This is a genomic window from Rothia koreensis (genome assembly GCF_052232265.1).
Taxonomy (GTDB): Bacteria; Actinomycetota; Actinomycetes; order Actinomycetales; family Micrococcaceae; genus Rothia; species Rothia koreensis.
The window spans coordinates 803178-827152 of sequence record NZ_CP197643.1; the positions used below are offsets into that span (position 1 = coordinate 803178).

Here is a 23975-nt window from a genome sequence, read left to right on the forward strand (position 1 = left end):
TCCACACCTCGAGCCGACGTCGCGCGCAACGGGTATCCTGGACTCTGGCTTTGCGAGGCCGGCAGGTCGCGCGGGCCTCTCGCCGCCGTGAAACCCGGTAGGTGACCTGTCAACAGGAATGGATGTTCCACATGCCAGCAATCGTAATCGTCGGCGCCCAATGGGGCGACGAGGGCAAGGGCAAAGCGACCGATCTCCTCGGCGGCCGCGTCGACTACGTGGTCAAGCCGAATGGCGGCAACAACGCTGGCCACACCGTCGTCGTCGGCGGGGAGAAGTTCGAGCTCAAGCTTCTGCCTGCGGGTATTCTCAGCCCGGAGGCGACCCCGGTCATCGGCAACGGCGTCGTCGTGAATCCCGAAGCGCTCTTCGAGGAGATCGACGGGCTCGAAGCTCGCGGCGCGGACACCTCGAAGCTGCGCATCTCCGCCAATGCCCACCTGGTCGCGCCGTTCCACCAGACCATGGACAAGGTCACCGAGCGCTTCCTGGGGAAGCGGGCCATCGGCACCACGGGCCGCGGCATCGGCCCGGCGTACATGGACAAGATCGGTCGCCTGGGTATTCGTGTCCAGGACATCATGGACGAATCGATTCTTCGCCAGAAGGTCGAGGGTTCCTTGCGCCAGAAGAACGAGCTGCTGGTCAAGGTCTACAATCGCCACCACGTTGAGGTGGAAGAGATCGTCGATTACTTCGTGTCCTTCGCCGAGCGCCTCCGGCCGATGATCGTGGACTCCACGCTGTTGCTCAACAACGCTCTGGACGAGGGCAAGACCCTGCTCATGGAGGGCGGCCAGGCGACCTTCCTCGACGTCGACCACGGCACCTACCCGTTCGTGACCTCCTCCAATCCCACGGCGGGCGGTGCGTCCGTCGGATCCGGCGTGGGACCCACCCGGATCTCGCGCGTGATCGGAATCCAGAAGGCGTACACCACGCGAGTCGGTGCGGGCCCGTTCCCCACCGAGCTCTTCGACGAGTGGGGAGAGTTCCTGCAGAACACCGGTGGGGAGTTCGGGGTCAACACCGGACGTCCGCGTCGCTGCGGCTGGTACGACGCCGTCCTGGCCCGCCAGGCCGTGCGCATCAACGGTTTCACCGATCTGTTCCTGACCAAGATGGACGTTCTGACGGGTCTGGACCGCATTCCGGTGTGCGTGGCCTACGACGTCGACGGCGTGCGCCACGACGAAATCCCCATGACCCAGACCGAGTTCCACCACGCGAAGCCGATTTACGAGTACTTCGACGGCTGGACGGAAGACATCTCCCAGGCGCAATCCCTGGACGACCTTCCGGACAACGCACGCAAATACGTCGAGAAGCTCGAGGAGCTCTCGGGGTGCCGGATTTCCGCCATCGGGGTGGGGCCGGGACGCGAGAACACCATCGTGGTCCGGGACCTCATCGATGACCACTAGGCGTCGGGCCCCGGCGGATCATACCGAGGAACAGGCTGGCTCATCATGGCGTACGTGCTTCATGCGTTGATTGATCGCGAGGAACGCGTTCATGACCAGGACTCGGCCGAGTCGACCGTGGAGGCACTCCGTGCGTCGCCGGAATCGACCGCGTGTCTCGTGGTGGAGGACGCCTCCGAGGAAGAGCTGCAGGGCCTGACCGAGGCCTTCGACCTCCATCCTCTTGCGGTCGAGGATGCTTCTCACGGTCACCAGCGCCCCAAGCTGGAGCGCTACGGCCAGGCCTTGTTCCTCGCGGCACACCCGATCTCCTACAAGGACGGATCGGAGAAACTGGTCATCGCAGAGGTCCACGCGTTCATCGGCCCTAACTACTTCGTGGTCACGGTTCCGAAGGGCGGGGCCTCCGAGCTGGTCATGAGGCAGTTGCGTCGCGCCTTCAAACGAACTGCCCTCGAACCGCACAACCCGCAGACCCTGTTGTACTTCCTGCTCGACGGCGTCGTCGATGGGTACGAGCCCGTCCTCATGGACCTGGAAGAGGACCTGGACGAGATCGAGGAGAACCTCTTCGCCGGGGGCAACACCTCTCAACGCATCTACGAGCTGTTCAACGAGGTGGTCAAATTCCAGAGGGCCACCAGGCCGCTGAGTTACCTTCTCGACCTGCTGATGCGCGGGGCGGACAAGTACGGGACCCCGCAACAGCTGCACCCGCATTTCCGCGACGTGAAGGACCACGTGCTGCGAGCCATCGAGCACCTGGACAGCCTCCGTTCGGCCCTGCAGAACGCGCTCACGGTCGATTCGACCCTGGTGGGTCAGCGCCAGAACGACGCGATGAAGAGGCTCTCGAGCTGGGCCGCCATCCTCGTGGTCCCCACGATCATTGCGGGCATCTACGGGATGAACTTCGAGGAGATGCCCGAACTGGGATGGGCCCTCGGGTATCCGTTCGCCCTGGGTCTCATGGTGGTCATCAGCGGGATTCTCTACGCCCTCTTCAAGAAGAAGAACTGGATGTAACGGGGGATGACCCGGTGGGGTCCCGAACTCTTCGCTGGCGTACCATGTGGGGGAGAACCGCACCCCTCCGACCGAAGGAGATCTTCGATGCCCGAGCTCAACGACGTCGTCATCGTGGGCGGTGCCCGCACTCCTCAGGGCAAGATCATGGGACAGTTGGCATCTCTGACTGCCGTCGATCTGGGCTCTCACGCGATCGCCGCGGCCCTCGAACGGTCGGGAGTGGCCGCCGAGGCCGTCGAGCAGGTTTTCATGGGGCACGTCGTCCAGGCGGGGTGCGGACAGAACCCGGCCAAGTCCTCCGCCCTCGGCGCGGGAATCTCCCGCAATGTGCCGGCGATGACCCTCAACAAGGTCTGCCTCTCCGGACTCGCGGCGGTCACCGAGGCGGCCCGCCTCATCCGGCTGGGCGAAGCCGACGTGGTCGTCGCCGGAGGGCAGGAGTCCATGTCCACGGCTCCGCATATTGCCCCGGGGCTCCGCGCCGGCACCTCTTACGGTGATCTCCGCCTGGTCGACGCGGTCGCTCGGGACGGGCTCACCGACGCCCAGGACGGGCGGTCCATGGGCGCGATGACGGAAGAGGACAACGTCGCCCGGGGCATCGGCCGTGAGGAACAGGACCAGATAGCGGCGGCTTCGCACCAGCGGGCCGGGGCGGCGACGTCGTCCGGCGTGCTGGCCGAGGAAATCGCGCCGTTGAGCATCCCCCAGCGAAAAGGCGACCCCGTGGTCGTGGACACGGACCAGGGGATTCGCGCGGACTCGACCGCCGAGACGCTCGGGGGATTGCGGCCCGCCTTCGCGCAGGACGGGACGATTACGGCAGGGAACTCCTCACCCTTGTCGGACGGCGCGGCGGCCCTGGTGCTTGCCTCCAAACAGTATGCGGAGGACCACGGGCTCGAATGGCTCGCGGAGGTCGGCGCGGCCGGCCAGACGGCAGGCCCGGACACCGCGTTGCATTCCCAACCGTCGCAGGCGACGAAGGCGGCCCTGGACAAGGAGGGGTGGACGCCCGAGGCCCTCGACCTGTGGGAAATCAACGAGGCCTTTGCGGCGGTATCGCTCCAGTCGGGCCGTGACCTCGGTATCGACCAGGAAAGAATCAACATCCACGGAGGGGCCATCGCTCTGGGCCATCCGATCGGCGCGTCCGGGGCGCGCTTGGCCTTGCACGGGGCCTACGAACTCAACCGCAGGGGCAGCGGCAAGGCGGCCGTGTCCCTGTGCGGCGGTGGCGGCCAGGGCGAGGCCCTGTTGCTGTTCCGCTGAAAACCTGAATCCAGGTGCCCGGGTCAGCACGGCGTGCCGACCCGGGCGCTTGCGCGTCCGCCGCCCTTGAACGTTCCCGACCCGAAGAATGACGGAGAATCCATGACCCCTCGCATCGAACGCTTTGCCGACCAGGGATGCCTCGTCGTCAAGGGCCCTGACCGCCCCGGGATCGTGAGCGCCGTCGCCGGCGCGATCGCTCGGAACGGGGGCAATATTCTGCAGAGCGACCAGTTCACGAGCATCGACGATGAGCCGATCTTCTACCAGCGCACCGTCTTCCACAAGGAGAACTTCACCGCGTCGATCCCCGACATCGAGGCGGACCTGCAGGACACTTTGCTTTCCGTGGGGCTCGACTGGCGGTTGATCGACCGTTCGACGCCGAAACGCATGATCGTCCTTGCTCCGAAGTCCGACCACTGCCTGCTCGACCTGCTGTGGCGCCAGCAACGGGGCGAGTTGCCCGTGGAAATACCGATGGTCATCTCCAACCACCCGGATCTGCGCGAAGAAGTGGAGTACTTCGGTATCCCGTTCCACCACGTTCCCTCGCAGGGCGCGGACAAGTCGGAGGCAGAGGCGCGGATCATGGAGCTGGTCAGGGGAAAGGCCGATTTCATGGTCCTGGCTCGCTACATGCAGATACTTTCCGAAAACTTTTTGCGTCGGATCGACGTGCCGATCATCAATATCCACCACTCGTTCCTTCCGGCCTTCGTGGGGGCCGGGCCGTACCGGATGGCGTGGGAGCGCGGCGTGAAACTCATCGGAGCGACCGCGCACTACGTCACCCCCGAACTTGATGCGGGCCCGATCATCGAGCAGGACGTCACCCGGGTGGACCACACCTTTTCCCCGGCCGACTTGCAAAAACACGGAGCTTACGTCGAGAGGGCGACCCTGTCACGCGCGGTCCAGGCTCACGCGGAGGACAGGGTCTTCTGGCACGGGAACCACGCGATCGTCTTCTGACGGCGTCGTGGGCGTGAGTGTCGTAGCACCGCGTGGTTCCTGTGGGTGGCCGGCGGCTGAAGGGCTCGCCACGATGTGCGTTGCGTGGCTGGTGGCTGAAGGGCCCGCGACGATGTGCGCTGCGTGGCCGGCGGCTGACGGGCCCGGGACGATGTGCGCTGCGTGGCCGTTACCCGATTCGGTGGCGACAACCGCCATTGGGAGGCGGTTGAACCCCCACCCAGCGACGGAAAACGCCAATCTATCGGGTAAGCACCTCCCAACAGAGCCGCGCGGAGGACGCACAAGACCGCGATATTGCGGGTAAACCCCGCTCTATCGGGTAAGCGCCACCTGACAGGGCTGCGGGGAGGGTGCCGGAGACAGCGATGCGGTCGGTAAACCCCGCTCTATCGGGTAAGCACCTCCCGACAGAGCCGCGCGGCGGGCGCACAGGGCCGCGATAGTGCGGGTAAACGCCGCTCTATCGGGTAAGCGCCTCCCAACAGCGCCGCCCAGCGGGCACCCGGGGACGCGACGGCGTCGCGCATCCGTTCGAGGTGGCAATCCGGTGCAGTTTCGCCCCCTGTCCCGGCGCGAGGTGGCAACCGCGTGCAGATTTTGGGGTGAAAAGTGCACGTGGCTGCCACCTAGCGCGGTGGTCGTGCACGAAATTGCCACCTCGACGCCGGCCGACTCCACCAACGCGCCGATTCAGTCCCGCCGTCGACGCAACCTGGCTACCGCCTCAGCCTCGCAGCGTCGCGGCGGCGGCGACGTCGCCGGCGTGGCACCGGCCGCCCTGGACTGCCAAGGAGTCCAGACGGTCGGCAGAGTTGGTGACGACCACGATCGTCGTGGGGTCCTTGCCGGCGTCGCGGACGGCGTCGATGTCCATCGACCCAAGGTGCTGGCCCGCGGCGACGCGGTCGTGTTTGGCGGATTCAAGGTCGAAAGGCTCGCCCTTGAGTTCGACGGTGTCGATGCCCAGGTGAAGCAGGACCTCCAGGCCGTCATCGGTCCTGATGCCGAGGGCGTGTTTGCTGCTGGTGGTCACCGTGACCTCGCCCGATACGGGTGCGACGATCTCGCCCGATGAGGGTTCCTGGATTCCGAAACCCTCGCCCATCATCTTCTGGGCGAAGACCGGGTCGGGGACGTGGTCAATGCGGATGACTTCCCCGGCGAGCGGGGCGAGAAGGTTCGATTCGTTTGTCTGTTCAGCGGCCATGAGATGACTCCTTGGGGGATTCGGAAATCGTCAGGGACGACAGTTTGAAATCCACCCTAGACGCATCCGGTCGTGAGGGCATGCACCTTTTGCCAATTCCCGAGCGCGAGGTGCGCCCGCGGCCTACCCGCGGCTCGCACCCGCGCCTCGCACCCCGACCGCGGCCCACCCGCGGCTCGCACTCGCACCCGCACCCGCACCCCGACCCGGCACCGGCACCCGCAGAGTCAGTACAGGCGCTCGGTGGCGATCCTCGCGCCCTCGGTCAGGGACTTGAGCTTGGCCTCGGCGACCTGGGGATGGAGCCGACCGCCCAGACCACAGTCGGTCCCGGCGATCACGTTCTCCTTGCCCAGGACGGAGGCGTATTGCTCGATCCGCTGGGCCACGAGCTCGGGATGCTCGACCACGTTGGTCGAGTGGGAGACGACGCCGGGGATCACCAGCTTGCCGTCGGGGAGGCTCACTCCCTCCCAGTCCTTCCACTCGTGCGCGTGGCGGACGTTCGCCGCCTCGAAGACGTACGCTCCGGCGTTGATCGTGAAGAGCGAGTCGATGAGGTGTTTGATCTCGATGTCCGTGGTGTGGGGGCCGTGCCACGATCCCCAGCAGAGGTGGAAGCGGACCTGCTCCTCGGGAATGCCGCGCAAGGCATAGTTCGCGGCCTCGATCGCGAGCTGATTGAACCGCAGGTACTCCTCGATCGTGGGCTCGGGCGTCAGCTGGTCCCAGGCTTCCGCGATGGAGGGGTCGTCCAATTGCACGATGAATCCGGCGTCGGTGATGGCCTTGTATTCCTCGTGGAGCACATCTGCCCAGGCATAGATGAACTCTTCGTCGGTCGCGTAGTGGTGATTGCCGATGCGCGACGCCGACCCTGGCGACAGGGACGCGATGAACGCCTCCGACGCCTCATTCTTCTCCACGGCGGTGCGCAGGTTGTTGATGTCCGCTGCGACAGCGTCCTGCCCTTGGTAAGTCAGCGGTCCCGTCGCGATCGGGAATTCACCGTCCGGGTCGTTGCCCAGGTTGATGGATTCGTAGAAATCGGCGAAGCGGTTCCAGTCCCGGCGCACCGCGAAGCTGTTGTACCGACCGTTGCCCGGCGTCTTGAGGATCTCCTGGAAGGACGTGTTGTCCACGGTTTCGAGGCCACCGGTCCTGGCGAAGGAATAGTGCCACCACGCGCCGTAGTCGACGTCGCTCGCCATCGCGTGACCGTACTCGCCGTCGTTGACGACGTCGATGCCCCACTCGACCTGCTTTTCCACGACGTCGCCGACCGACTCGGTCAGGACTGCCTGGAAATCCGGCTCGGAGATCTCACCGCGGGCGCGCCGGGCGTTGGCCCGAATCAGTTCGTCGGTGCGGGGGAGCGAGCCCACGTGGGTCGTGCGGATACGGTCGGCGCTGTTCAGCATGTTGTTCCTCCATCGGTCTTGGCGGTAGCACCTGCTTCGGGAGCGCGGGTTGCTGCGGCGTCGTCGAGCCAAGTCTCTCGGCCGCTCGGGATGGTCTGTGTGCCCGGCCCAGTTTTCTCGGTTCTTCCTCCGGAATCCAGCGGGCTCCGGCCCGTCGCGGCGTGTGACACGGTATTTCTCGACCAGATCCTGTTACACGATTGTGACCATTGGGGGTTATCGTGTCGATGGCGTCTTTTGGACGCACATCACCAATAGAAGTAGCCAGGGCCACACCGGGGTGGTCCGACGACGATTCTCGTAAAAACGGCTCATCGCATTTGAGGGTGTAGGTGGTTCCTGAAGCCGCCGGTGTCGAGCAGCGATCGGGCTATGTAGTTCGTGAGGTTCCGGAATCCGAGGGCGGAGCCGCGGAGGTGTTCCAGGCGCCCGTTGATCGCCTCTGTTGGCCCGTTGGACGTGCCGGGCCGGTCGAAGAACGCGAGGATGTCGGCGGCGCGCTGCTTGAGCGTGCGGCCGAGCTTGCGGACCTCCACGAGCGCGGCGGGGACGCCGCTGGAGACGGAATCGATGACGGCTGTCATCAGCTTCTTCGCCGTCTTCCGATCGGGTTCGCGGTAGGCAGCGATCACGCGCTGGTAGATGCCCCAGGTCGCCTCGACCTCGACGTGCTCGGAGACCGCGAACAGTGCCTCGAGACGGGTCTGCTGCCGGTCAGTGAGCAGCTGCGCGCCGGTGTGGAGGATGCGGCGGGCCTTGTAGAGCGGATCGTTTTTGCGGCCCCGCCGGCCGTGCAGGCACTGCTGGACGCGACGACGGCAGGTGTCGAGGGCGTCGCCGGCGAGGCGGACGACGTGGAACGGGTCCATCACCGCCTGCGCGTCCGGGAGCTCCTCGCTGACGGCGGTCTTGAAGCCGGTGAACCCGTCCATCGCGACGACCTCGACACCATCGCGCCAGTCCTGCGGGCGTGCGGCGAGCCAGGTCTTGAACACGGCTTTCGAGCGACCCTCGATCATGTCCAGCAGACGGGCGGGGCCGGTCTTGTCGCGGTTCGGGGTGAGGTCGATGATGACGGTGACGTACTTGTCGCCGACTCTCGTGTGGCGCCAGACGTGCTCGTCGACGCCGATCACGGCGACGCCGTCGAACCGGGCGGGATCGTCGATCAGCACTCGACGCCCTTCAGCGAGGACCGCGTTGTTCGCCGTGTGCCAACCGACACCGAGTCCGGCGGCGACGCGGGCGACGGTGAGGTGGTCGATCACGAGCGCTTCCAACGCCCACCGCATCCCGCTACGGGACAGCTTGGCTCGCTCGGGCGCCGCTGCCGTGAGGTCCTCACGCCAGGACCGTCCGCATCCCGAGCACTTGTAGCGGCGGACCCGGACCAGCAGCGTCGTCGGGCGATGACCGAACGGCTCGTGGGCGAGACGCCGCGTGTCCGTCCCGCGCGAGAGCGCCTGGCTACCGCATCCCCGGCACCACGGATCCGGCTCGGCGACGCGGCACTCGATCACCGCGCGATCCGGCTCAAAAAGCTGACCGGTGGCCACGAGGCCGAGCTCGTCGAGATGGCAGAACACGGTCAGATCAGGGGTCGCGAAGGTAGCGTGGTGCACGTCGAGGTCTTCCGGCAGATGGTCAGTGTGAGAACTTCCATCATCGGAAGGCCTCGACCCTCATCCGGCGACCGACGCGCTCAGCCACCTACCCCCTCAACTGCGAAGAGCCGTAAAAACTACAGACGCCGCATTTTCCTCTGGCTTGCCCATCGCACAGGCGAACAGTCGGCCGGCGGCGTCGAGACATGCAGAGGAATCCATGACCGACACGAGTCAGCGGCACACCGCAAAATATCCCGAAGAAATGGCGTATGAGCAGGAACAGACCGGGATGAAGCAGGGTCTCGGCCCGCGCCAGCTCCAGATGATCGCCATCGGTGGGGCGATCGGTACCGGGTTGTTCCTGGGAGCAGGTGGCCGCCTGGCTTCCGCCGGCCCCTCCTTGTTTCTCGACTATGCGCTGTGCGGGATCATCGCCTATCTGATCCTCCGACAGCTGGGCGAACTGGTGGTTCACCGTCCGTCCTCCGGGTCGTTCGTCTCCTACACCCGCGAGTTCTACGGCGAGAAAGCTGCGTACGTCTCGGGGTGGATGTACTGGCTCAACTGGGCGACAACGGCCATCGTGGACTCCACGGCCATCGCGATCTACGTGCACTGGTTCGGTCAGTACAGCGCCTTCGTCGATGCCATACCTCAGTGGCTCGTGGCGCTGTTGGTCATTGTTCTGGTTGTGGCCCTGAACCTCATCTCCGTGAAGGTCTTCGGGGAGATGGAATTCTGGTTCGCCCTCATCAAGGTCGCCGCCCTGGTGGTCTTCCTGGTGCTCGCGATCGCTTTCGTCATCTTCGGCACACCCACGGGATCCCCTCGAGGCATCGGCCTGATTACCGAAAATGGTGGCCTGTTCCCGAACGGTCTGATGCCGGCACTGATCATCATGCAGGGCGTGGTCTTCGCCTATGCCTCGATCGAATTGGTCGGCACCACCTCCGGCGAGACCCGCGACGCCGCCAAGGTGATTCCCAAGGCGATCAACACGGTCATCCTGCGCATCGCGATCTTCTACGTCGGCGCGATCTTCCTGCTCACCCTTCTGCTGCCCTACACGGCCTTCAGCGAGGACGAGTCCCCGTTCGTCACGTTCTTCTCCTCGATCAACGTCGGAGCGGCCGGGCCGATCATGGAACTCGTGGTCATCACCGCGGCCCTCTCGTCCCTGAACGCCGGGCTGTATTCCACGGGACGCATACTTCACTCGATGTCCATGGCGGGTTCCGCGCCGCGGTTCGCCCAGCGGCTCACCAAGTCCGGCGTTCCATACGGCGGGATCCTGCTGACCGCAGGGGTGGCCCTCCTCGGCGTCGTGCTGAACTACTTCGTGCCCGAGTCCGCCTTCGAGATCGTGCTCAACATCGCCTCCCTCGGCATCATCGTCGGCTGGGTCGCGATCATCATGGCCCACATGAAGTTCGTTTCCTTGACCAAGCAGGGAAAGTACCGGCGGCCCAAGTACAGGGCGCCCTGGGCTCCGGTGACGAACTGGATCACTCTGGTCTTCCTGGCGGGTGTGATCGTGCTGATCGGCTTCGACTACCCGGTGGGCACGTACACGTTGTCGACCATGGTCATCATCATTCCGGCCCTGATCATCGGCTGGTTCGTGGTCCGACGCCGGGTCAGGGAACTGCCGGCCGAGCGTGAGGGCGTCACGGGTCTCTACCCCGTGGTTGCGGACCGACCCGCGGCCCAGCGCACCCATCACGAGGGGCGCCGCGGTCACGGAAGCACGACGATCATCCATGCCGAGGACGAGAGCCAGGATCCTGAAGACGGCTCCGACAAGGGGTGATCCGGAAGGGTCGGCCCCTATGCTGGGGTCATGCCCCGCATTCTTCTGGACAATGACACCGGCATCGACGATGCGCTCGCGCTCGTGTACTTGGCTGCCCAGCCAGAGGTCGTCTTCGAGGCCGTCTCGTGCACTCCCGGAAATGTTCCCGCCGACGACGTCGCCAGGAACAACCTGGGACTGCTGAGCCTGTGCGGGCGCGACGACGTCCCGGTATGCCTCGGGGCATCCCGTCCGCTCGGCAAGGAACTGGTCACGACCCCGGAGACCCACGGTCCGCAGGGCATCGGGTACGCCCGAGTCGATTCCGGCGTGGGGATCGCGGAAGGTTTCGCGCCGGAGGTGTGGGTCGAGCTGGCCCGCGAGAATCCGGACCAACTCGACGCGATCTGCACGGCACCGCTCACGAACTTTGCTCTGGCCCTGCGCATCGAGCCGAGGCTCCCGGAGCTGCTGCACTCGGTCACGATCATGGGCGGCGCTTTCTTCCATCCCGGCAACACGACGCCTCTGGCCGAATGGAACATCCACACGGACCCTCTGGCTGCGCGGGAGGTTTTCGCGGCCTATGAGGCGTATGAGGGGCTGCCCGAGGAAAAGTTGCCGCTCGTCTGCGGGCTCGAGACGACCGAACGCTACGAGCTCCAGCCCGATGACGCGGCGGCGTGGGCGATCGACGCCGCGGCGGATCGTCCCCTCGACCCCGACGGGCGGGGTGCGCGTCTGCTGACGGTGCTCGATGACGCGCTTCGTTTCTATTTCGAGTTCCATGAGCAGCACGGTTACGGATACATGGCCCATATCCACGACTTCTTTGCCTCTGCGGCAGCCACCGGGGATGCCGAGTACGACGCCGTGACCACAACCGTGGAGGTCGTTGCGGATGAGGGGCCCGCGCACGGAACCACGATCGCCGATCCCCGGAACCTCTGGGGGCGCAGGCCGTCGGCCCGGTTGGTGACGGAGAACGATCCGGAACAGGGGATCTCACGGCTTCGGGCCTCCGTCGTCGATCTGGTGCGCCGCCTGGAGGCCGAGGACGCCGGATAGTCGGTCCCGAACGCGCGGGACGATGGTTCGCTTCCGGCGCGGAGAACGCCGGCTCGCCGAGGGCGGGCCGGCGTTCCATCATTCAAGACATGACGTCTCGGCAGGTGGCAGCCGAAAGTGCGGGAGTAGTCTGGAATGAGCATCAGAGGCCGAAGGAGGACACATGCCTGAACTGCGTTCCAGAACATCCACGCACGGGCGCAACATGGCCGGAGCCCGCGCGCTCTGGCGTGCGACGGGAATGAAGAAGGAAGACTTCGGGAAACCGATCGTCGCGATCGCCAACTCCTTCACCCAGTTCGTGCCCGGGCACGTTCACCTCAAGAACATGGGGGCGCTCGTTGCCAGCGCGGTCGAGGAGGCCGGCGGCGTCGCCAAGGAATTCAATACGATTGCCGTGGACGACGGGATCGCCATGGGGCACGACGGAATGCTCTATTCCCTCCCGTCCCGAGACATCATTGCCGACTCGGTCGAGTACATGGTCAATGCCCACCGCGCCGACGCCCTGGTGTGCATCTCGAACTGCGACAAGATCACGCCGGGGATGCTCATGGCCGCGATGCGCCTGAACATTCCCGTGGTCTTCGTGTCGGGCGGCCCGATGGAGTCGGGCAACGCGGTCGAGGGCGTCATCGAACACCGGATCGACCTGGTGGACGCGATGGCCTACGCCGTGGACGAGTCCGTGACGGATGACCAGCTCGGCATGATCGAGGAGAACGCCTGCCCGACGTGCGGTTCCTGTTCCGGGATGTTCACCGCGAACTCGATGAACTGCCTGACCGAGGCCCTGGGCCTGTCACTGCCCGGCAACGGAACCACGTTGGCCACGCAGATCGCCCGCAAGGACCTGTTCCTGAACGCGGGACGGACCGTCGTCGATCTGGCTAAGAAGTACTACCAGGAGGACGACGAATCCGTTCTCCCGCGCAACGTCGCCTCGAAGAACGCCTTCACCAACGCGATGGCCCTGGACATCGCCATGGGCGGTTCCACCAACACCGTGCTGCACATTCTCGCGGCCGCCCAGGAGGCCGAGGTTGACTTCACGCTCAAGGACATCGACGAGCTGTCTCGTCACGTCCCGTGTCTGGCCAAGGTCGCGCCGAATTCGACGCAGTTCCACATCGAGCACGTGCACAAGGCCGGGGGAATCCCGGCGATCCTGGGCGAACTGGACCGTGTCGGCCTGTTCCGCCACGAGGGTGTGCGCACCGTGCACGCGGAGTCCGTGGACGACTGGCTCAACGAGTGGGACATCCGCCGCGACACGGCCACCGAACGGGCCCGGGAGCTGTTCCTGGCGGCGCCAGGCGGCGTCCGCACGACCCAGGCCTTCTCGACGGCCAACAAGTTCGAGGAGCACGACACCGACCCCGAGTTCGGGTGCATCCACTCGGTCGAACACGCGTACACCAAGGACGGTGGCCTGGCCATCCTCTTCGGCAATATCGCGGAGGACGGCGCCGTCATCAAGACCGCCGGCATCGACGAGAGCCTGTTCCACTTCCGTGGCAAGGCGTTCGTGGTCGAGTCGCAGGACGAAGCCGTGTTCGAGATCCTGTCCAAGCACGTGGAGCCGGGCGACATCGTCGTGATCCAGTACGAGGGTCCCAAGGGCGGTCCGGGCATGCAGGAAATGCTGTACCCGACGTCGTACCTCAAGGGTCTGGGCCTCGGGAAGGAGTGCGCCCTCATCACGGACGGACGCTTCTCGGGAGGCACTTCGGGCATCTCGATCGGTCACATCTCGCCGGAGGCCGCGTCGGGCGGCGCCGTGGGGCTGATCGAGCACGGAGACGAAATCGAGATCGACGTCGCCAACCGGCTCCTCCAGGTCCACGTGTCCGACGAGGAGCTGGCCCGCCGGCGGGAGGCACGCGGTCCGTTGCCCTGGAAGCCGACCAAGCCGCGCGAGCGTCAGGTGTCCACCGCGTTGCGTGCCTACGCCTCGATGGTGACGAGCGCCGACAAGGGCGCCGTCCGCATCGTTCCGGAATAAACCGTCCCCTCTCGCGCGCCGAGGCGGCAGTTTTGTGCGGATATCGGGCTCAAAACCGCACATGATTGCCACCTCGCGCGGGTGGGTCGGTGGACTTATGATGGGGTTTCTTCCAAGACAACATATGTTGTGTTTTGGGTTACACGTGTCCGAGCATCGCGGTAGGCTGTGGAGCGATATTTCGCGGACCGTGTAAGGTTCACATTCCAAGCAACGGGAGGACCCCATGGCAGCATCCGGCTCGGACTCGTCGGCGGCGAGTCGTTCATCCGAGGCCGCGCAGAACCAATTCGAGGCCGAGCAGGAGGGGTTCAAGAAGGGCCTGAGCCCTCGCCAGCTCCAGATGATCGCCATCGGCGGTTCGATCGGAACGGGCTTGTTCCTCGGGACGGGTGGCCGCCTCGAGTCGGCCGGTCCGACCTTGTTCATCCTCTACGGCGTGGCCGGATTCTTCGGGTACCTGATCCTGCGCCAGTTGGGCGAACTCGTGGTGCACCGGCCGTCGTCGGGCTCCTTCGTCTCGTACTGTCGCGAGTTCTTCGGTGAGAAGTCGGCCTACTTCACCGGCTGGATGTACTGGCTGAGCTGGGCAACCACGACGATCGTGGACGCAACCGCGATGGCCATCTACATCAGGTGGTTCGGTCAGTACATCGACTTCATCGGGTCCATCCCGCAGTGGGTCCTTGCGTTCCTGGTGATCGCGGCGGTCACGGTCATGAACCTCATCTCGGTCAAGGTCTTCGGCGAGATGGAATTCTGGTTCGCGATCGTCAAGGTCGCGGCACTGGTCGCATTCATGGTCGTGGGCATCCTCTTCGTGATTTTCGGATCGCCCTCGGGGGAGCCGACAGGGTTCAGCCTGATTTCCCAGAGCGGCGGCATGCTGCCCAACGGCCTCCTGGCCGCACTGGTGGTTTCCCAGGGCGTGGTCTTCGCCTATTCGGGTATCGAACTCGTCGGCACCGCCTCGGGCGAGACCCAAGAGCCCGAACGCGTCATCCCCCGGGCCATCAACTCCGTGATCCTCAGGATCGCGGTGTTCTACGTGGGCTCCGTCCTGCTCCTCTGCCTCTTGCTGCCCTACACGCGCTACAGCGACGACGAATCCCCGTTCGTCACCTTCTTCGCCTCGATCGGGGTCGACGCCGCCGGGCCGATCATGCAGCTCGTGGTCATCACCGCCGCGCTCTCGTCCCTCAACGCGGGGCTCTACTCGACCGGTCGCATCGTGCACTCGATGGCGATGGCGGGATCGGCTCCGCGGGTCGCCCAGAAGCTGACCAAGGGCGGTGTCCCGTTCGTGGGGATTCTGCTGACCACGGGCGTGGGGATGCTCGGCGTCGTGCTGAACTACTTCGTCCCGGAGGCGGCCTTCGAGATCGTGCTGAACATGTCGGCCGTCGGAATCATCGTCGGTTGGGCCGCCATCACCCTGCCCCACCAGAAATTCGTGTCGCTGGCCAAGAAGGGGCTGTACCAGCGCCCGAAATACCGGGCGCCGTTGGCCCCCTTCACCAACTGGATCACCATGGCGTTCTTCGTGGCGGTCATGATTCTGATCGCCTTCGACTATCCCGTGGGCACCTACACCTTGGCCTCCATGGTCATCATCATTCCCCTGCTCATCATCGGCTGGTTCATGGTTCGACGCCGGGTGATGGAGGTTGCGGCCCAGCGCGAGGGCTACACGGGTCAGTTCCCGGTGGTCGCGCAGTGGCCGACCACGGACGACACCAACGAACCGTTCGACCACGGACGCTCCAACACCACCATCCGCCTCGACGACGAAGACGACGAATAGCCGGCCGGTGCCTCGGTGCCCCACACCGAACACGATGCAGTACTCGGCGCTTGCGCATTCTGGGGGCGACCCCGAGGTAAGCTTCCACAGTGAACCGCTCGGGTGAGGTGAACCACAGCGTCGTGAGATCGACCTCTCCCCGCCGGTGATATTTCGAGCAGAGCATCGTTCGTGCCGACCGGCGGGATGCCCGGATGCGCGCGTCGATGCTCCCTGACCTGAAGGTTGAACAATGTCATCGACATCTGCGCCTGATAACAATCCTGCTCCGAGCAGCAACGACACTACCGGGGTGGTGGCCAACGAGGACGCGGGGCTCCACAAGGGGCTCGGAGCCCGCCAACTCCAAATGATCGCGATCGGTGGAGCCATCGGCACCGGTCTGTTCCTGGGTGCGGGCGGACGCCTGGCCTCGGCCGGTCCGTCGCTCTTCATCATCTACGGAGTCTGCGGATTCTTCGGATACCTCATGCTTCGCTCGCTGGGGGAGCTGGTCCGCCACCGGCCCTCCTCCGGTTCGTTCGTTTCCTACACCCGAGAGTTCTACGGCGAGAAGGCCGCGTACGTGTCGGGCTGGTTGTACTGGCTGAACTGGGCCATGACGGCGGTGGCCGACGCGACGGCGATCGCGATCTACGTGCGCTGGTTCGGCAAATACAGCGATTTCGTCGGAAACATTCCGCAGTGGGTCTGTGCGTTGGCCGTCGTCGCGATCGTGCTGGTCACCAACCTCATTTCCGTCAAAGTATTTGGTGAGATGGAGTTCTGGTTCTCCCTCATCAAGGTCGCGACTTTGGTCCTCTTCCTGGTGCTCGGCATCATCTTCGTGATCTTCGGATCGCCGAATGGCGAGCCCACCGGCATTCACCTCATCACGGACCACGGGGGTCTTTTCCCCGCCGGCGGGCTCGCGGCGCTCGTGGTGGTCCAGGGCGTCGTCTTCGCCTACGCAGGCATCGAGCTCGTGGGGACGACGTCGGGGGAGACCCGGAACCCGGAGAAGATCATCCCCAAAGCGATCAACACCGTGATCCTGCGCATCGCGGTCTTCTACGTCGGGTCCGTGCTCCTGCTGTGCATGCTGATGCCGTACACCGCCTACAGCGACAAGGAATCGCCGTTCGTGACGTTCTTCTCCTCGATCGGCATCGACGTCGCAGGACCCATCGTCCAATTGGTTGTCATCACCGCCGCCCTGTCGTCGCTCAACGCCGGGCTCTACTCCACGGGCCGTATCCTGCACTCGATGGTCATGGCCGGGTCGGCACCCAAGTTCGCGGCGAAGCTCAATTCCTCGGGTGTGCCCTTCGGCGGGATCTGCCTGACCGCCGTGGTGTCGTTGATCGGCGTCATCCTGAACTACTTCGTGCCCGAGCAGGCCTTCGAGATCGTGCTCAACATTTCCGCGCTCGGAACGATGGCCTCGTGGGCCGCGGTGACGCTGTCCCACAAGAAGTTCGTGAGCCTTTCCGAGAAGGGCTTGTACACGCGACCCCAGTACCGGGCGCCCCTGGCACCATGGACCAACTGGCTGACGGTCGCGTTCCTGGTCTCCGTCCTGGTCCTCATGGCCATTGACTACCCCGTGGGCACCTACACGCTGGGCTCCATGCTGATCCTGATCCCGTTGCTCGTTGGGGGCTGGTTCCTCGTCAGGAACCGGGTGATGGAGCTGGCCGCGGAGCGCGAGGGCGTCACGGGGACCCACCCGATCGTCGCCGCACGTCCGGCCGCCGAGACCAAGCACCCCCACCACCCGCACCGGGCCCGCGCCGTGATCTCTCCGGAGATTCACGACGGGCACGACGACGAGGACTGACGGCAGTCCTCACGGCCACGACTGTGCGCGGCGGCTGCCGGCCGCCGTGCCCGGTCGGGCCTTGCTCTTGTCGGTCTCTGCGGGGGAGGACCAGGACAACGCCGACGCTCGAGTCGATGGGTCCTGGTGGAGCTCTGCGTGCCTACCTGACCACGGAGCTCAGCAGGAGGCTCGTCTCGCTGTTGACCACGCCGGAGATTCCTCGAATGGATTTGAGCACGGCGTCGAAGTCCTGGAGATCGACGCACTGCATCTCGGCGACGAGGTCCCAGCCGCCGTTGGTCGTGTGGAGCGCGAGGATTTCGGGCAGCCCCCTCAGCTCATTGATGACGTGATCGGTGGTCCGCCCCTCGACCTCGATGAGAGAGATCGCGCGGACCTGCGAGGCTTCGGCGTAGTCCCTGACCCGCACGCTGAAACCCACGATGATGCCGCGGGCCGTGAGGGAGTCGATGCGTTTGGTGACGGTGGCTCGGGAGACGCCGAGCTCTTCGGACAGGGCGGCGATGGAGGCGCGGCCGTCCTTGCGCAGCGCCGCAACGAGTCGTCGATCCAGATCTGAAGTCTTTGCCATGATCAAAATGCTAACTCATGGATCATAATCTGCTCATACAGTGCGAAATTTGTTGCTTGATTGTCCGTTTCGGTCAAAGAGTGTGCATATTACACTGTCGTTAGAAACACGAGTCACTTTGAGAGGGAGGATTGCCGTGACGCAATTCGTCGATGTCCAGAACATGGCGCGCTGGATCCAGCGCGATGGAGTGGAAAACATCATCGGGAAGATGATGGATTACCTCGAGCGCGACTTCAGCCGGTGGGCCAAGTTCGACAAGACCCCACGGGTGGCCAGCCACACTCCGTTCGGCGTCATCGAGCTCATGCCGACATCGGACGGCGAGGAGTATTCCTTCAAGTACGTCAACGGGCATCCGTCCAACCCCGCACGCGGGTTCCAGACCGTGACGGCATTCGGCGTGCTGGCCGACGTCGACAACGGCTACCCGACGTTCCTCGCCGAGATGACCTTGTTGACGGCATTGAGGACGGCCGCGACGTCGGGCATGACCGCGCGCAAGCTGGCCCGGCCGGACTCGAAGCGCATGGCCCTCATCGGCGCGGGTTCGCAGTCCGAGTTCCAGTCCCTCGGGTTCCGCGCCGCCCTGGGCATCGAGGACCTGACGGTTTACGACATCGACCCCAAGGCCGTCGAAGAGCTTCAGCGGAACCTCGAGCCCCTCGGATTCCGCGTCACGGTGGCCGATACGGTCGACGATGCGGTGGCCGACGCCGACATCATCACCACCTGTACCGCGGACAAGGCACAGAACACGATCCTCGCGAACCGCCACGTCCGGCCGGGCGTTCACCTGAACGCCGTGGGCGGCGACTGCCCCGGCAAGACCGAGTTGGAGGCTGAAATCCTCGATCGCGGAAACGTGTTCGTGGAGTTCACCCCGCAGACCCGGGTCGAGGGCGAGATCCAGCAAATGGACCCGGACTTCCCCGTCACGGAGTTCTGGCAGGTCCTCAACGGTGAGGCGGAGGGGCGCACCTCCGCCGAGGACATCACGATCTTCGACTCCGTCGGGTTCGCGATCAACGATTTCTCCGCCCTGCGATGCGTCAGGGACGCGACCGCGGGCTCCGAGCTGCAGAGCTACGTGGACCTCGTGGCGGACCCCGACGACCCCAAGGACCTGTTCTCCTTGGTCAACGCGATGAAGCCCGTGGGCTGATCGTCGGCCGACCTCGTCGGAGGAGGGACCGTGTCGCACACCGAGTGGTGTGCACCACGGTCCCTCTTCTTTGTGGGTAACATATTCGTCACACCGGAGCGGTAACGTGGCTCATCGCATTTGAGGGTGTAGGTGGTTCCTGAAGCCGCCGGTGTCGAGCAGCGATCGGGCTATGTAGTTCGTGAGGTTCCGGAATCCGAGGGCGGAGCCGCGGAGGTGTTCCAGGCGCCCGTTGATCGCCTCTGTTGGCCCGTTGGACGTGCCGGGCCGGTCGAAGAACGCGAGGATGTCGGCGGCGCGCTGCTTGAGCGTGCGGCCGAGCTTGCGGACCTCCACGAGCGCGGCGGGGACGCCGCTGGAGACGGAATCGATGACGGCTGTCATCAGCTTCTTCGCCGTCTTCCGATCGGGTTCGCGGTAGGCGGCGATCACGCGCTGGTAGATGCCCCAGGTCGCCTCGACCTCGACGTGCTCGGAGACCGCGAACAGTGCCTCGAGACGGGTCTGCTGCCGGTCAGTGAGCAGCTGCGCGCCGGTGTGGAGGATGCGGCGGGCCTTGTAGAGCGGATCGTTTTTGCGGCCCCGCCGGCCGTGCAGGCACTGCTGGACGCGACGACGGCAGGTGTCGAGGGCGTCGCCGGCGAGGCGGACGACGTGGAACGGGTCCATCACCGCCTGCGCGTCCGGGAGCTCCTCGCTGACGGCGGTCTTGAAGCCGGTGAACCCGTCCATCGCGACGACCTCGACACCATCGCGCCAGTCCTGCGGGCGTGCGGCGAGCCAGGTCTTGAACACGGCTTTCGAGCGACCCTCGATCATGTCCAGCAGACGGGCGGGGCCGGTCTTGTCGCGGTTCGGGGTGAGGTCGATGATGACGGTGACGTACTTGTCGCCGACTCTCGTGTGGCGCCAGACGTGCTCGTCGACGCCGATCACGGCGACGCCGTCGAACCGGGCGGGATCGTCGATCAGCACTCGACGCCCTTCAGCGAGGACCGCGTTGTTCGCCGTGTGCCAACCGACACCGAGTCCGGCGGCGACGCGGGCGACGGTGAGGTGGTCGATCACGAGCGCTTCCAACGCCCACCGCATCCCGCTACGGGACAGCTTGGCTCGCTCGGGCGCCGCTGCCGTGAGGTCCTCACGCCAGGACCGTCCGCATCCCGAGCACTTGTAGCGGCGGACCCGGACCAGCAGCGTCGTCGGGCGATGACCGAACGGCTCGTGGGCGAGACGCCGCGTGTCCGTCCCGCGCGAGAGCGCCTGGCTACCGCATCCCCGGCACCACGGATCCGGCTCGGCGACGCGGCACTCGATCACCGCGCGATCCGGCTCAAAAAGCTGACCGGTGGCCACGAGGCCGAGCTCGTCGAGATGGCAGAACACGGTCAGATCAGGGGTCGCGAAGGTAGCGTGGTGCACGTCGAGGTCTTCCGGCAGATGGTCAGTGTGAGAACTTCCATCATCGGAAGGCCTCGACCCTCATCCGGCGACCGACGCGCTCAGCCACCTACCCCCTCAACTGCGAAGAGCCGGTAACGTTTCGGTCACTCACACCCTTCGAGGTTTCCCAAGAGAAGGTATTGACCCATGTCGTCCAAAGCTTCGCGGTCCGGTGCCGAGCCCCAGAGCCACGGCACCGAACAGACATTCAATGATGAACAGGCGGGTTTCCACAAAGGGCTCGGCCCCCGCCAACTCCAAATGATCGCCGTCGGCGGTGCCATCGGCACCGGCCTCTTTCTGGGGGCAGGTGGACGCCTGGCCTCCGCCGGACCCTCGCTCTTCCTCGTTTATGCCGTCTGCGGTTTCATGGGCTATCTCATTCTCCGCTGCCTCGGCGAGCTCGTGGTCCACCGGCCGTCGTCCGGATCCTTCGTCTCCTACTCCCGCGAGTTCTTCGGCGAGAAGGCCGCGTACTTCTCGGGGTGGATGTATTGGCTCTTCTGGGCGACCACGGCGGTCGTGGATGCGACCGCGATCGCTATCTACGTGCGCTGGTTCGGGCAGTACTTCGACGTCTTTGCCGCGATCCCGCAATGGGTCATCGCCTTCCTGGTGGTCGTGATCGTCGTCGTGATGAACCTGATTTCGGTCAAGGTCTTCGGCGAAATGGAGTTCTGGTTCTCGCTGATCAAGGTCATCGCCCTGCTCGTCTTCCTCGCCCTCGGCATCGTGTTCGTGATCTTCGGGACCCCGAATGGCCAGCCCACCGGGTTCCACCTCATGTCCGGCAACGGCGGGATCTTCCCCAACGGTCTGATGCCGGCTCTGATCATCACTCAGGGCGTGGTCTTCGCCTACGCCGGCATCGAGCTCGTCGGCACGACGTCGGGCGAGACCAAGAACGCGGAAAAGATCATCCCCAAAGCGATCAACACGGTCATTCTGCGTATTGCCGTCTTCTACGTCGGTTCCGTTCTGCTCCTCTGCCTCCTGCTCCCGTACACCGCGTTCAGCGAGACGGAGAGCCCGTTCGTCACGTTCTTCTCCTCGATCGGGGTCGACGCCGCCGGTCCGATCATGCAGCTCGTGGTGATCACCGCGGCGCTCTCGTCGCTCAACGCGGGCCTGTACTCCACGGGACGCATCATGCACTCGATGGCGATGGCCGGATCCGCGCCCAAATTCGCCCAGAATCTGACTCGCTCCGGCGTTCCCTACGGCGGCATTTGCCTCACCGCCGTCGTCGCGCTGCTGGGTGTGGTGCTGAACTACTTCGTTCCGGAGAGCGCCTTCGAAATCGTGCTGAACTTCGCGTCGATCGGCATCATGAGCGCATGGCTGACCATCACGATCTGCCACATGAAGTTCGTTTCCCTGACGAAGAAGGGGCTGTACCAGCGGCCGCATTACCGGGCTCCGCTGGCGCCCTACGCCAACTGGCTCGTGCTCCTCTTCATGGCGGGTGTTGTGGTGCTGATCGCCCTCGACTACCCGGTGGGCACATTCACCCTGGCCTCCATGGTCATCGTGATTCCGGCCCTGATCATCGGATGGTTCGCCGTGCGTGGTCGGGTCATGGAGATCGCCGCCGAGCGGGAGGGCGTCACCGGATTGCACCCGGTGGTCGCCAACCGACCGGCAGCCGGCGGGCATCGCAAGTCGTAACGTCCTGGTCTGCGCAAGGTTCGGTGATATGCCGGACCGGTTCCGGCGACGGCCCCGCTTCGGCGGGGCCGTCGCCATTTCTCTGCATCCGGGAGGGCAGGGGCGAGACGGCCTAAACTGAGCTCATGCGAAATGTCAGCCTCTGGTCGAACCGCCTGGCCCTTGATGCGCCGTGCGCCAACGACGTCGCCGCGATCGTCGATGCGTGCCAGGATCCGCAGATTCCGCGCTGGACCGGTTCGATCCCGTACCCGTACGAGGAGGATGACGCGCTGGAATACATCGAGGGCGTCGTCGCCCCGGGGTGGAAATCCGGCCACGAGTTGGTGTGGGCGTTCCACATCAGGGACGAGGCCGAGCACCCGAATGAGGGGACTCTGATTCAGGTTCCTCGCGACGCGGCCGACCAGGTTCCGGGTGACGAGAACGTCGGGCTCTTCGCCGGCGTCGTGAGCCTCTCCATGACCAGCGGGCGGATTGCCAGCATGGGTGTGTGGACCGCTCGAGGCGCCCGGGGAAGGGGGTACACGGCGGAGGCCTGCCGCCTGGTGCTGGACTTCGCGTTCCGCGAGCCGGAAGAGTCGGACCCCAAGGATTTGCCTTCCGGTCTCGGGCTTAGCCGCATCGAGTGGCGGGCCATGGTCGGCAATGAGGCCTCGGCCGGTCTGGCGCAACGGTTGGGATTTTCCTACGAAGGCCTCTCCCGCAGGGCGTTGTCCACGGTGAACGGGCGCCTTCTCGATGTGTGGATCGCGGGTCGGCTGGCCGGCGACACCGGCGAGGCCACCACGTGGCCCGACGGTGTCACGCTTTTGGGCCAGGAAAACATCGACACAAACCATTAATTGATAGTTTCGCTGTTATATCGGATATCAATTCTTAGTAGGTTATCTTTCTTTTCCCGAATAAAATGGTGGTGTTTCGGCGCAGCCAAAGAGTGCTGCGCTGCCTGAGTCCTGATCATTCGTCTCCTTCATGAATGGAGTCGTCCATGGGTTTCTGTGCGATCACGCTGCCGGGTCGTCGAGGTCGGAGTCGCTACGTTCCGCGTCATGCGCAACGGCGGCGATCAATGGTAGGGGAGATGCTCCACGGGTCGACGGTCCGCAGCATGGTGGCGGCATCCGCGTTGGCCGCCGTCGCCCTGGCCGGAACCCAACTAGAGGGCCCGCCACCCGGGCGGGCCGCCCAGCAGGACATTCTCCGAGTCAGCCAGGAGAAACGGCTCCAGGACACGCAAAGACTGCTGGACGGAATCAACGCCTACCGCGGTTCTCGGGGCCTGCGCCCGGTCAAGTTCTCCGCCCGGCTCACGCAGATCGAACAACGACATTCCGATGATCAGGTCATTGCGGAGGCCTTCTATCACACCAATGATTTCCTCTCGGATCCTCGAGCCGGGCGGTACTCGCACGCCAACGAGGTCATCGCCCTGACCTACCAGTCGGACGTGCTGCAATTGCTGGAATGGTGGAAGACCTCGCCGGCCCACAGCGCGGCGTTGCTCAACCCCAAGGCCCGGGTCGTGGGCATAGCTTTGACCTACGCCGACGGGCGCTTGTCCCGCACGGGAGCCCCCTAGCGGCTGCTCGGAACCGTCAATCTCTACGGATACGAATACGGAGGCGCGCCGTCGGATGCGTCGGCCTCCGTCTGGGGCGGACGCGCCAGGGGTGAGGGACTGGGTGCCCTCACCCCG

At 65.0% G+C, this 23975-nt stretch carries 18 protein-coding genes and 1 riboswitch; of the genes, 13 read left to right on the top strand and 5 right to left on the bottom strand.

Annotated elements, in window-relative coordinates; genetic code table 11:
- Positions 1-131: 131 nt before the first annotated feature.
- The 4 genes from ACTSLZ_RS03460 to purU all read left to right on the top strand — a co-directional run bounded on the left by ACTSLZ_RS03460 (position 132) and on the right by purU (position 4700).
- Entirely contained in the window at positions 132-1424 is a 1293-nt protein-coding gene (locus ACTSLZ_RS03460; RefSeq protein ID WP_129316285.1) for an adenylosuccinate synthase, read from the top strand.
- A 45-nt stretch (positions 1425-1469) separates the two neighbouring features.
- Positions 1470-2450: a magnesium and cobalt transport protein CorA gene (locus ACTSLZ_RS03465; protein WP_443095729.1), complete on the top strand. Its 981-nt coding sequence runs from the start codon at positions 1470-1472 to the stop codon at positions 2448-2450.
- A gap of 87 nt (positions 2451-2537) precedes the next feature.
- A complete protein-coding gene (locus ACTSLZ_RS03470; RefSeq protein WP_443095730.1) occupies positions 2538-3725 on the top strand; it encodes an acetyl-CoA C-acetyltransferase in 1188 nt (395 codons plus the stop codon).
- 102 nt (positions 3726-3827) lie between these two features.
- Positions 3828-4700, top strand: coding sequence for a formyltetrahydrofolate deformylase (purU, locus tag ACTSLZ_RS03475; protein ID WP_129316282.1), 873 nt, complete (start codon positions 3828-3830; stop codon positions 4698-4700).
- 727 nt (positions 4701-5427) lie between these two features.
- On the opposite strand, the gene ACTSLZ_RS03480 is transcribed toward purU, so the two are convergent.
- From ACTSLZ_RS03480 to ACTSLZ_RS03490, 3 genes are all read right to left on the bottom strand, one after another.
- Positions 5428-5910, bottom strand: a complete 483-nt coding sequence (locus ACTSLZ_RS03480) for a PTS sugar transporter subunit IIA (RefSeq protein ID WP_443095731.1) — start codon at positions 5908-5910, stop codon at positions 5428-5430.
- A 227-nt stretch (positions 5911-6137) separates the two neighbouring features.
- On the bottom strand, positions 6138-7331 hold the full coding sequence (locus tag ACTSLZ_RS03485) for a cobalamin-independent methionine synthase II family protein (protein WP_129316280.1): 1194 nt from the start codon (positions 7329-7331) through the stop codon (positions 6138-6140).
- Between the two features lie 6 nt (positions 7332-7337).
- A riboswitch (SAM riboswitch) is annotated at positions 7338-7428 on the bottom strand.
- Positions 7429-7642: 214 nt separating this feature from the next.
- Complete coding sequence (locus ACTSLZ_RS03490; protein ID WP_179628043.1) at positions 7643-8953, bottom strand: ISL3 family transposase; 1311 nt, start codon at positions 8951-8953, stop codon at positions 7643-7645.
- Positions 8954-9155: 202 nt separating this feature from the next.
- Here ACTSLZ_RS03490 and ACTSLZ_RS03495 point away from each other — a divergent pair, with 202 nt between their 5' ends.
- The 5 genes from ACTSLZ_RS03495 to ACTSLZ_RS03515 all read left to right on the top strand — a co-directional run bounded on the left by ACTSLZ_RS03495 (position 9156) and on the right by ACTSLZ_RS03515 (position 17426).
- Positions 9156-10748, top strand: a complete 1593-nt coding sequence (locus tag ACTSLZ_RS03495) for an amino acid permease (RefSeq protein ID WP_443095732.1) — start codon at positions 9156-9158, stop codon at positions 10746-10748.
- Between the two features lie 30 nt (positions 10749-10778).
- Complete coding sequence (locus ACTSLZ_RS03500; protein ID WP_443095733.1) at positions 10779-11798, top strand: nucleoside hydrolase; 1020 nt, start codon at positions 10779-10781, stop codon at positions 11796-11798.
- 163 nt (positions 11799-11961) lie between these two features.
- Complete coding sequence (ilvD, locus tag ACTSLZ_RS03505; protein WP_443095734.1) at positions 11962-13803, top strand: dihydroxy-acid dehydratase; 1842 nt, start codon at positions 11962-11964, stop codon at positions 13801-13803.
- 226 nt (positions 13804-14029) lie between these two features.
- Positions 14030-15607, top strand: coding sequence for an amino acid permease (locus ACTSLZ_RS03510; RefSeq protein ID WP_129316276.1), 1578 nt, complete (start codon positions 14030-14032; stop codon positions 15605-15607).
- Positions 15608-15839: 232 nt separating this feature from the next.
- Complete coding sequence (locus tag ACTSLZ_RS03515) at positions 15840-17426, top strand: amino acid permease (protein ID WP_443095735.1); 1587 nt, start codon at positions 15840-15842, stop codon at positions 17424-17426.
- Positions 17427-17568: 142 nt separating this feature from the next.
- Here ACTSLZ_RS03515 and ACTSLZ_RS03520 read toward each other — a convergent pair whose 3' ends face one another.
- Positions 17569-18000, bottom strand: a complete 432-nt coding sequence (locus ACTSLZ_RS03520) for an Lrp/AsnC family transcriptional regulator (protein WP_443095736.1) — start codon at positions 17998-18000, stop codon at positions 17569-17571.
- 136 nt (positions 18001-18136) lie between these two features.
- Between ACTSLZ_RS03520 and ACTSLZ_RS03525 the strand changes: the two genes are divergently transcribed.
- Complete coding sequence (locus ACTSLZ_RS03525; RefSeq protein WP_443095737.1) at positions 18137-19165, top strand: ornithine cyclodeaminase; 1029 nt, start codon at positions 18137-18139, stop codon at positions 19163-19165.
- A 111-nt stretch (positions 19166-19276) separates the two neighbouring features.
- Here ACTSLZ_RS03525 and ACTSLZ_RS03530 read toward each other — a convergent pair whose 3' ends face one another.
- Positions 19277-20587, bottom strand: a complete 1311-nt coding sequence (locus ACTSLZ_RS03530; protein ID WP_179628043.1) for an ISL3 family transposase — start codon at positions 20585-20587, stop codon at positions 19277-19279.
- A gap of 168 nt (positions 20588-20755) precedes the next feature.
- Between ACTSLZ_RS03530 and ACTSLZ_RS03535 the strand changes: the two genes are divergently transcribed.
- The 3 genes from ACTSLZ_RS03535 to ACTSLZ_RS03545 all read left to right on the top strand — a co-directional run bounded on the left by ACTSLZ_RS03535 (position 20756) and on the right by ACTSLZ_RS03545 (position 23858).
- Positions 20756-22276: an amino acid permease gene (locus ACTSLZ_RS03535; RefSeq protein WP_178980347.1), complete on the top strand. Its 1521-nt coding sequence runs from the start codon at positions 20756-20758 to the stop codon at positions 22274-22276.
- A gap of 125 nt (positions 22277-22401) precedes the next feature.
- The gene (locus ACTSLZ_RS03540; RefSeq protein WP_443095738.1) at positions 22402-23121 is read left to right on the top strand and encodes a GNAT family N-acetyltransferase; all 720 of its coding nucleotides are present in this window, start codon (positions 22402-22404) and stop codon (positions 23119-23121) included.
- A gap of 239 nt (positions 23122-23360) precedes the next feature.
- Positions 23361-23858, top strand: coding sequence for a CAP domain-containing protein (locus ACTSLZ_RS03545; RefSeq protein WP_443095739.1), 498 nt, complete (start codon positions 23361-23363; stop codon positions 23856-23858).
- Positions 23859-23975: the final 117 nt, after the last annotated feature.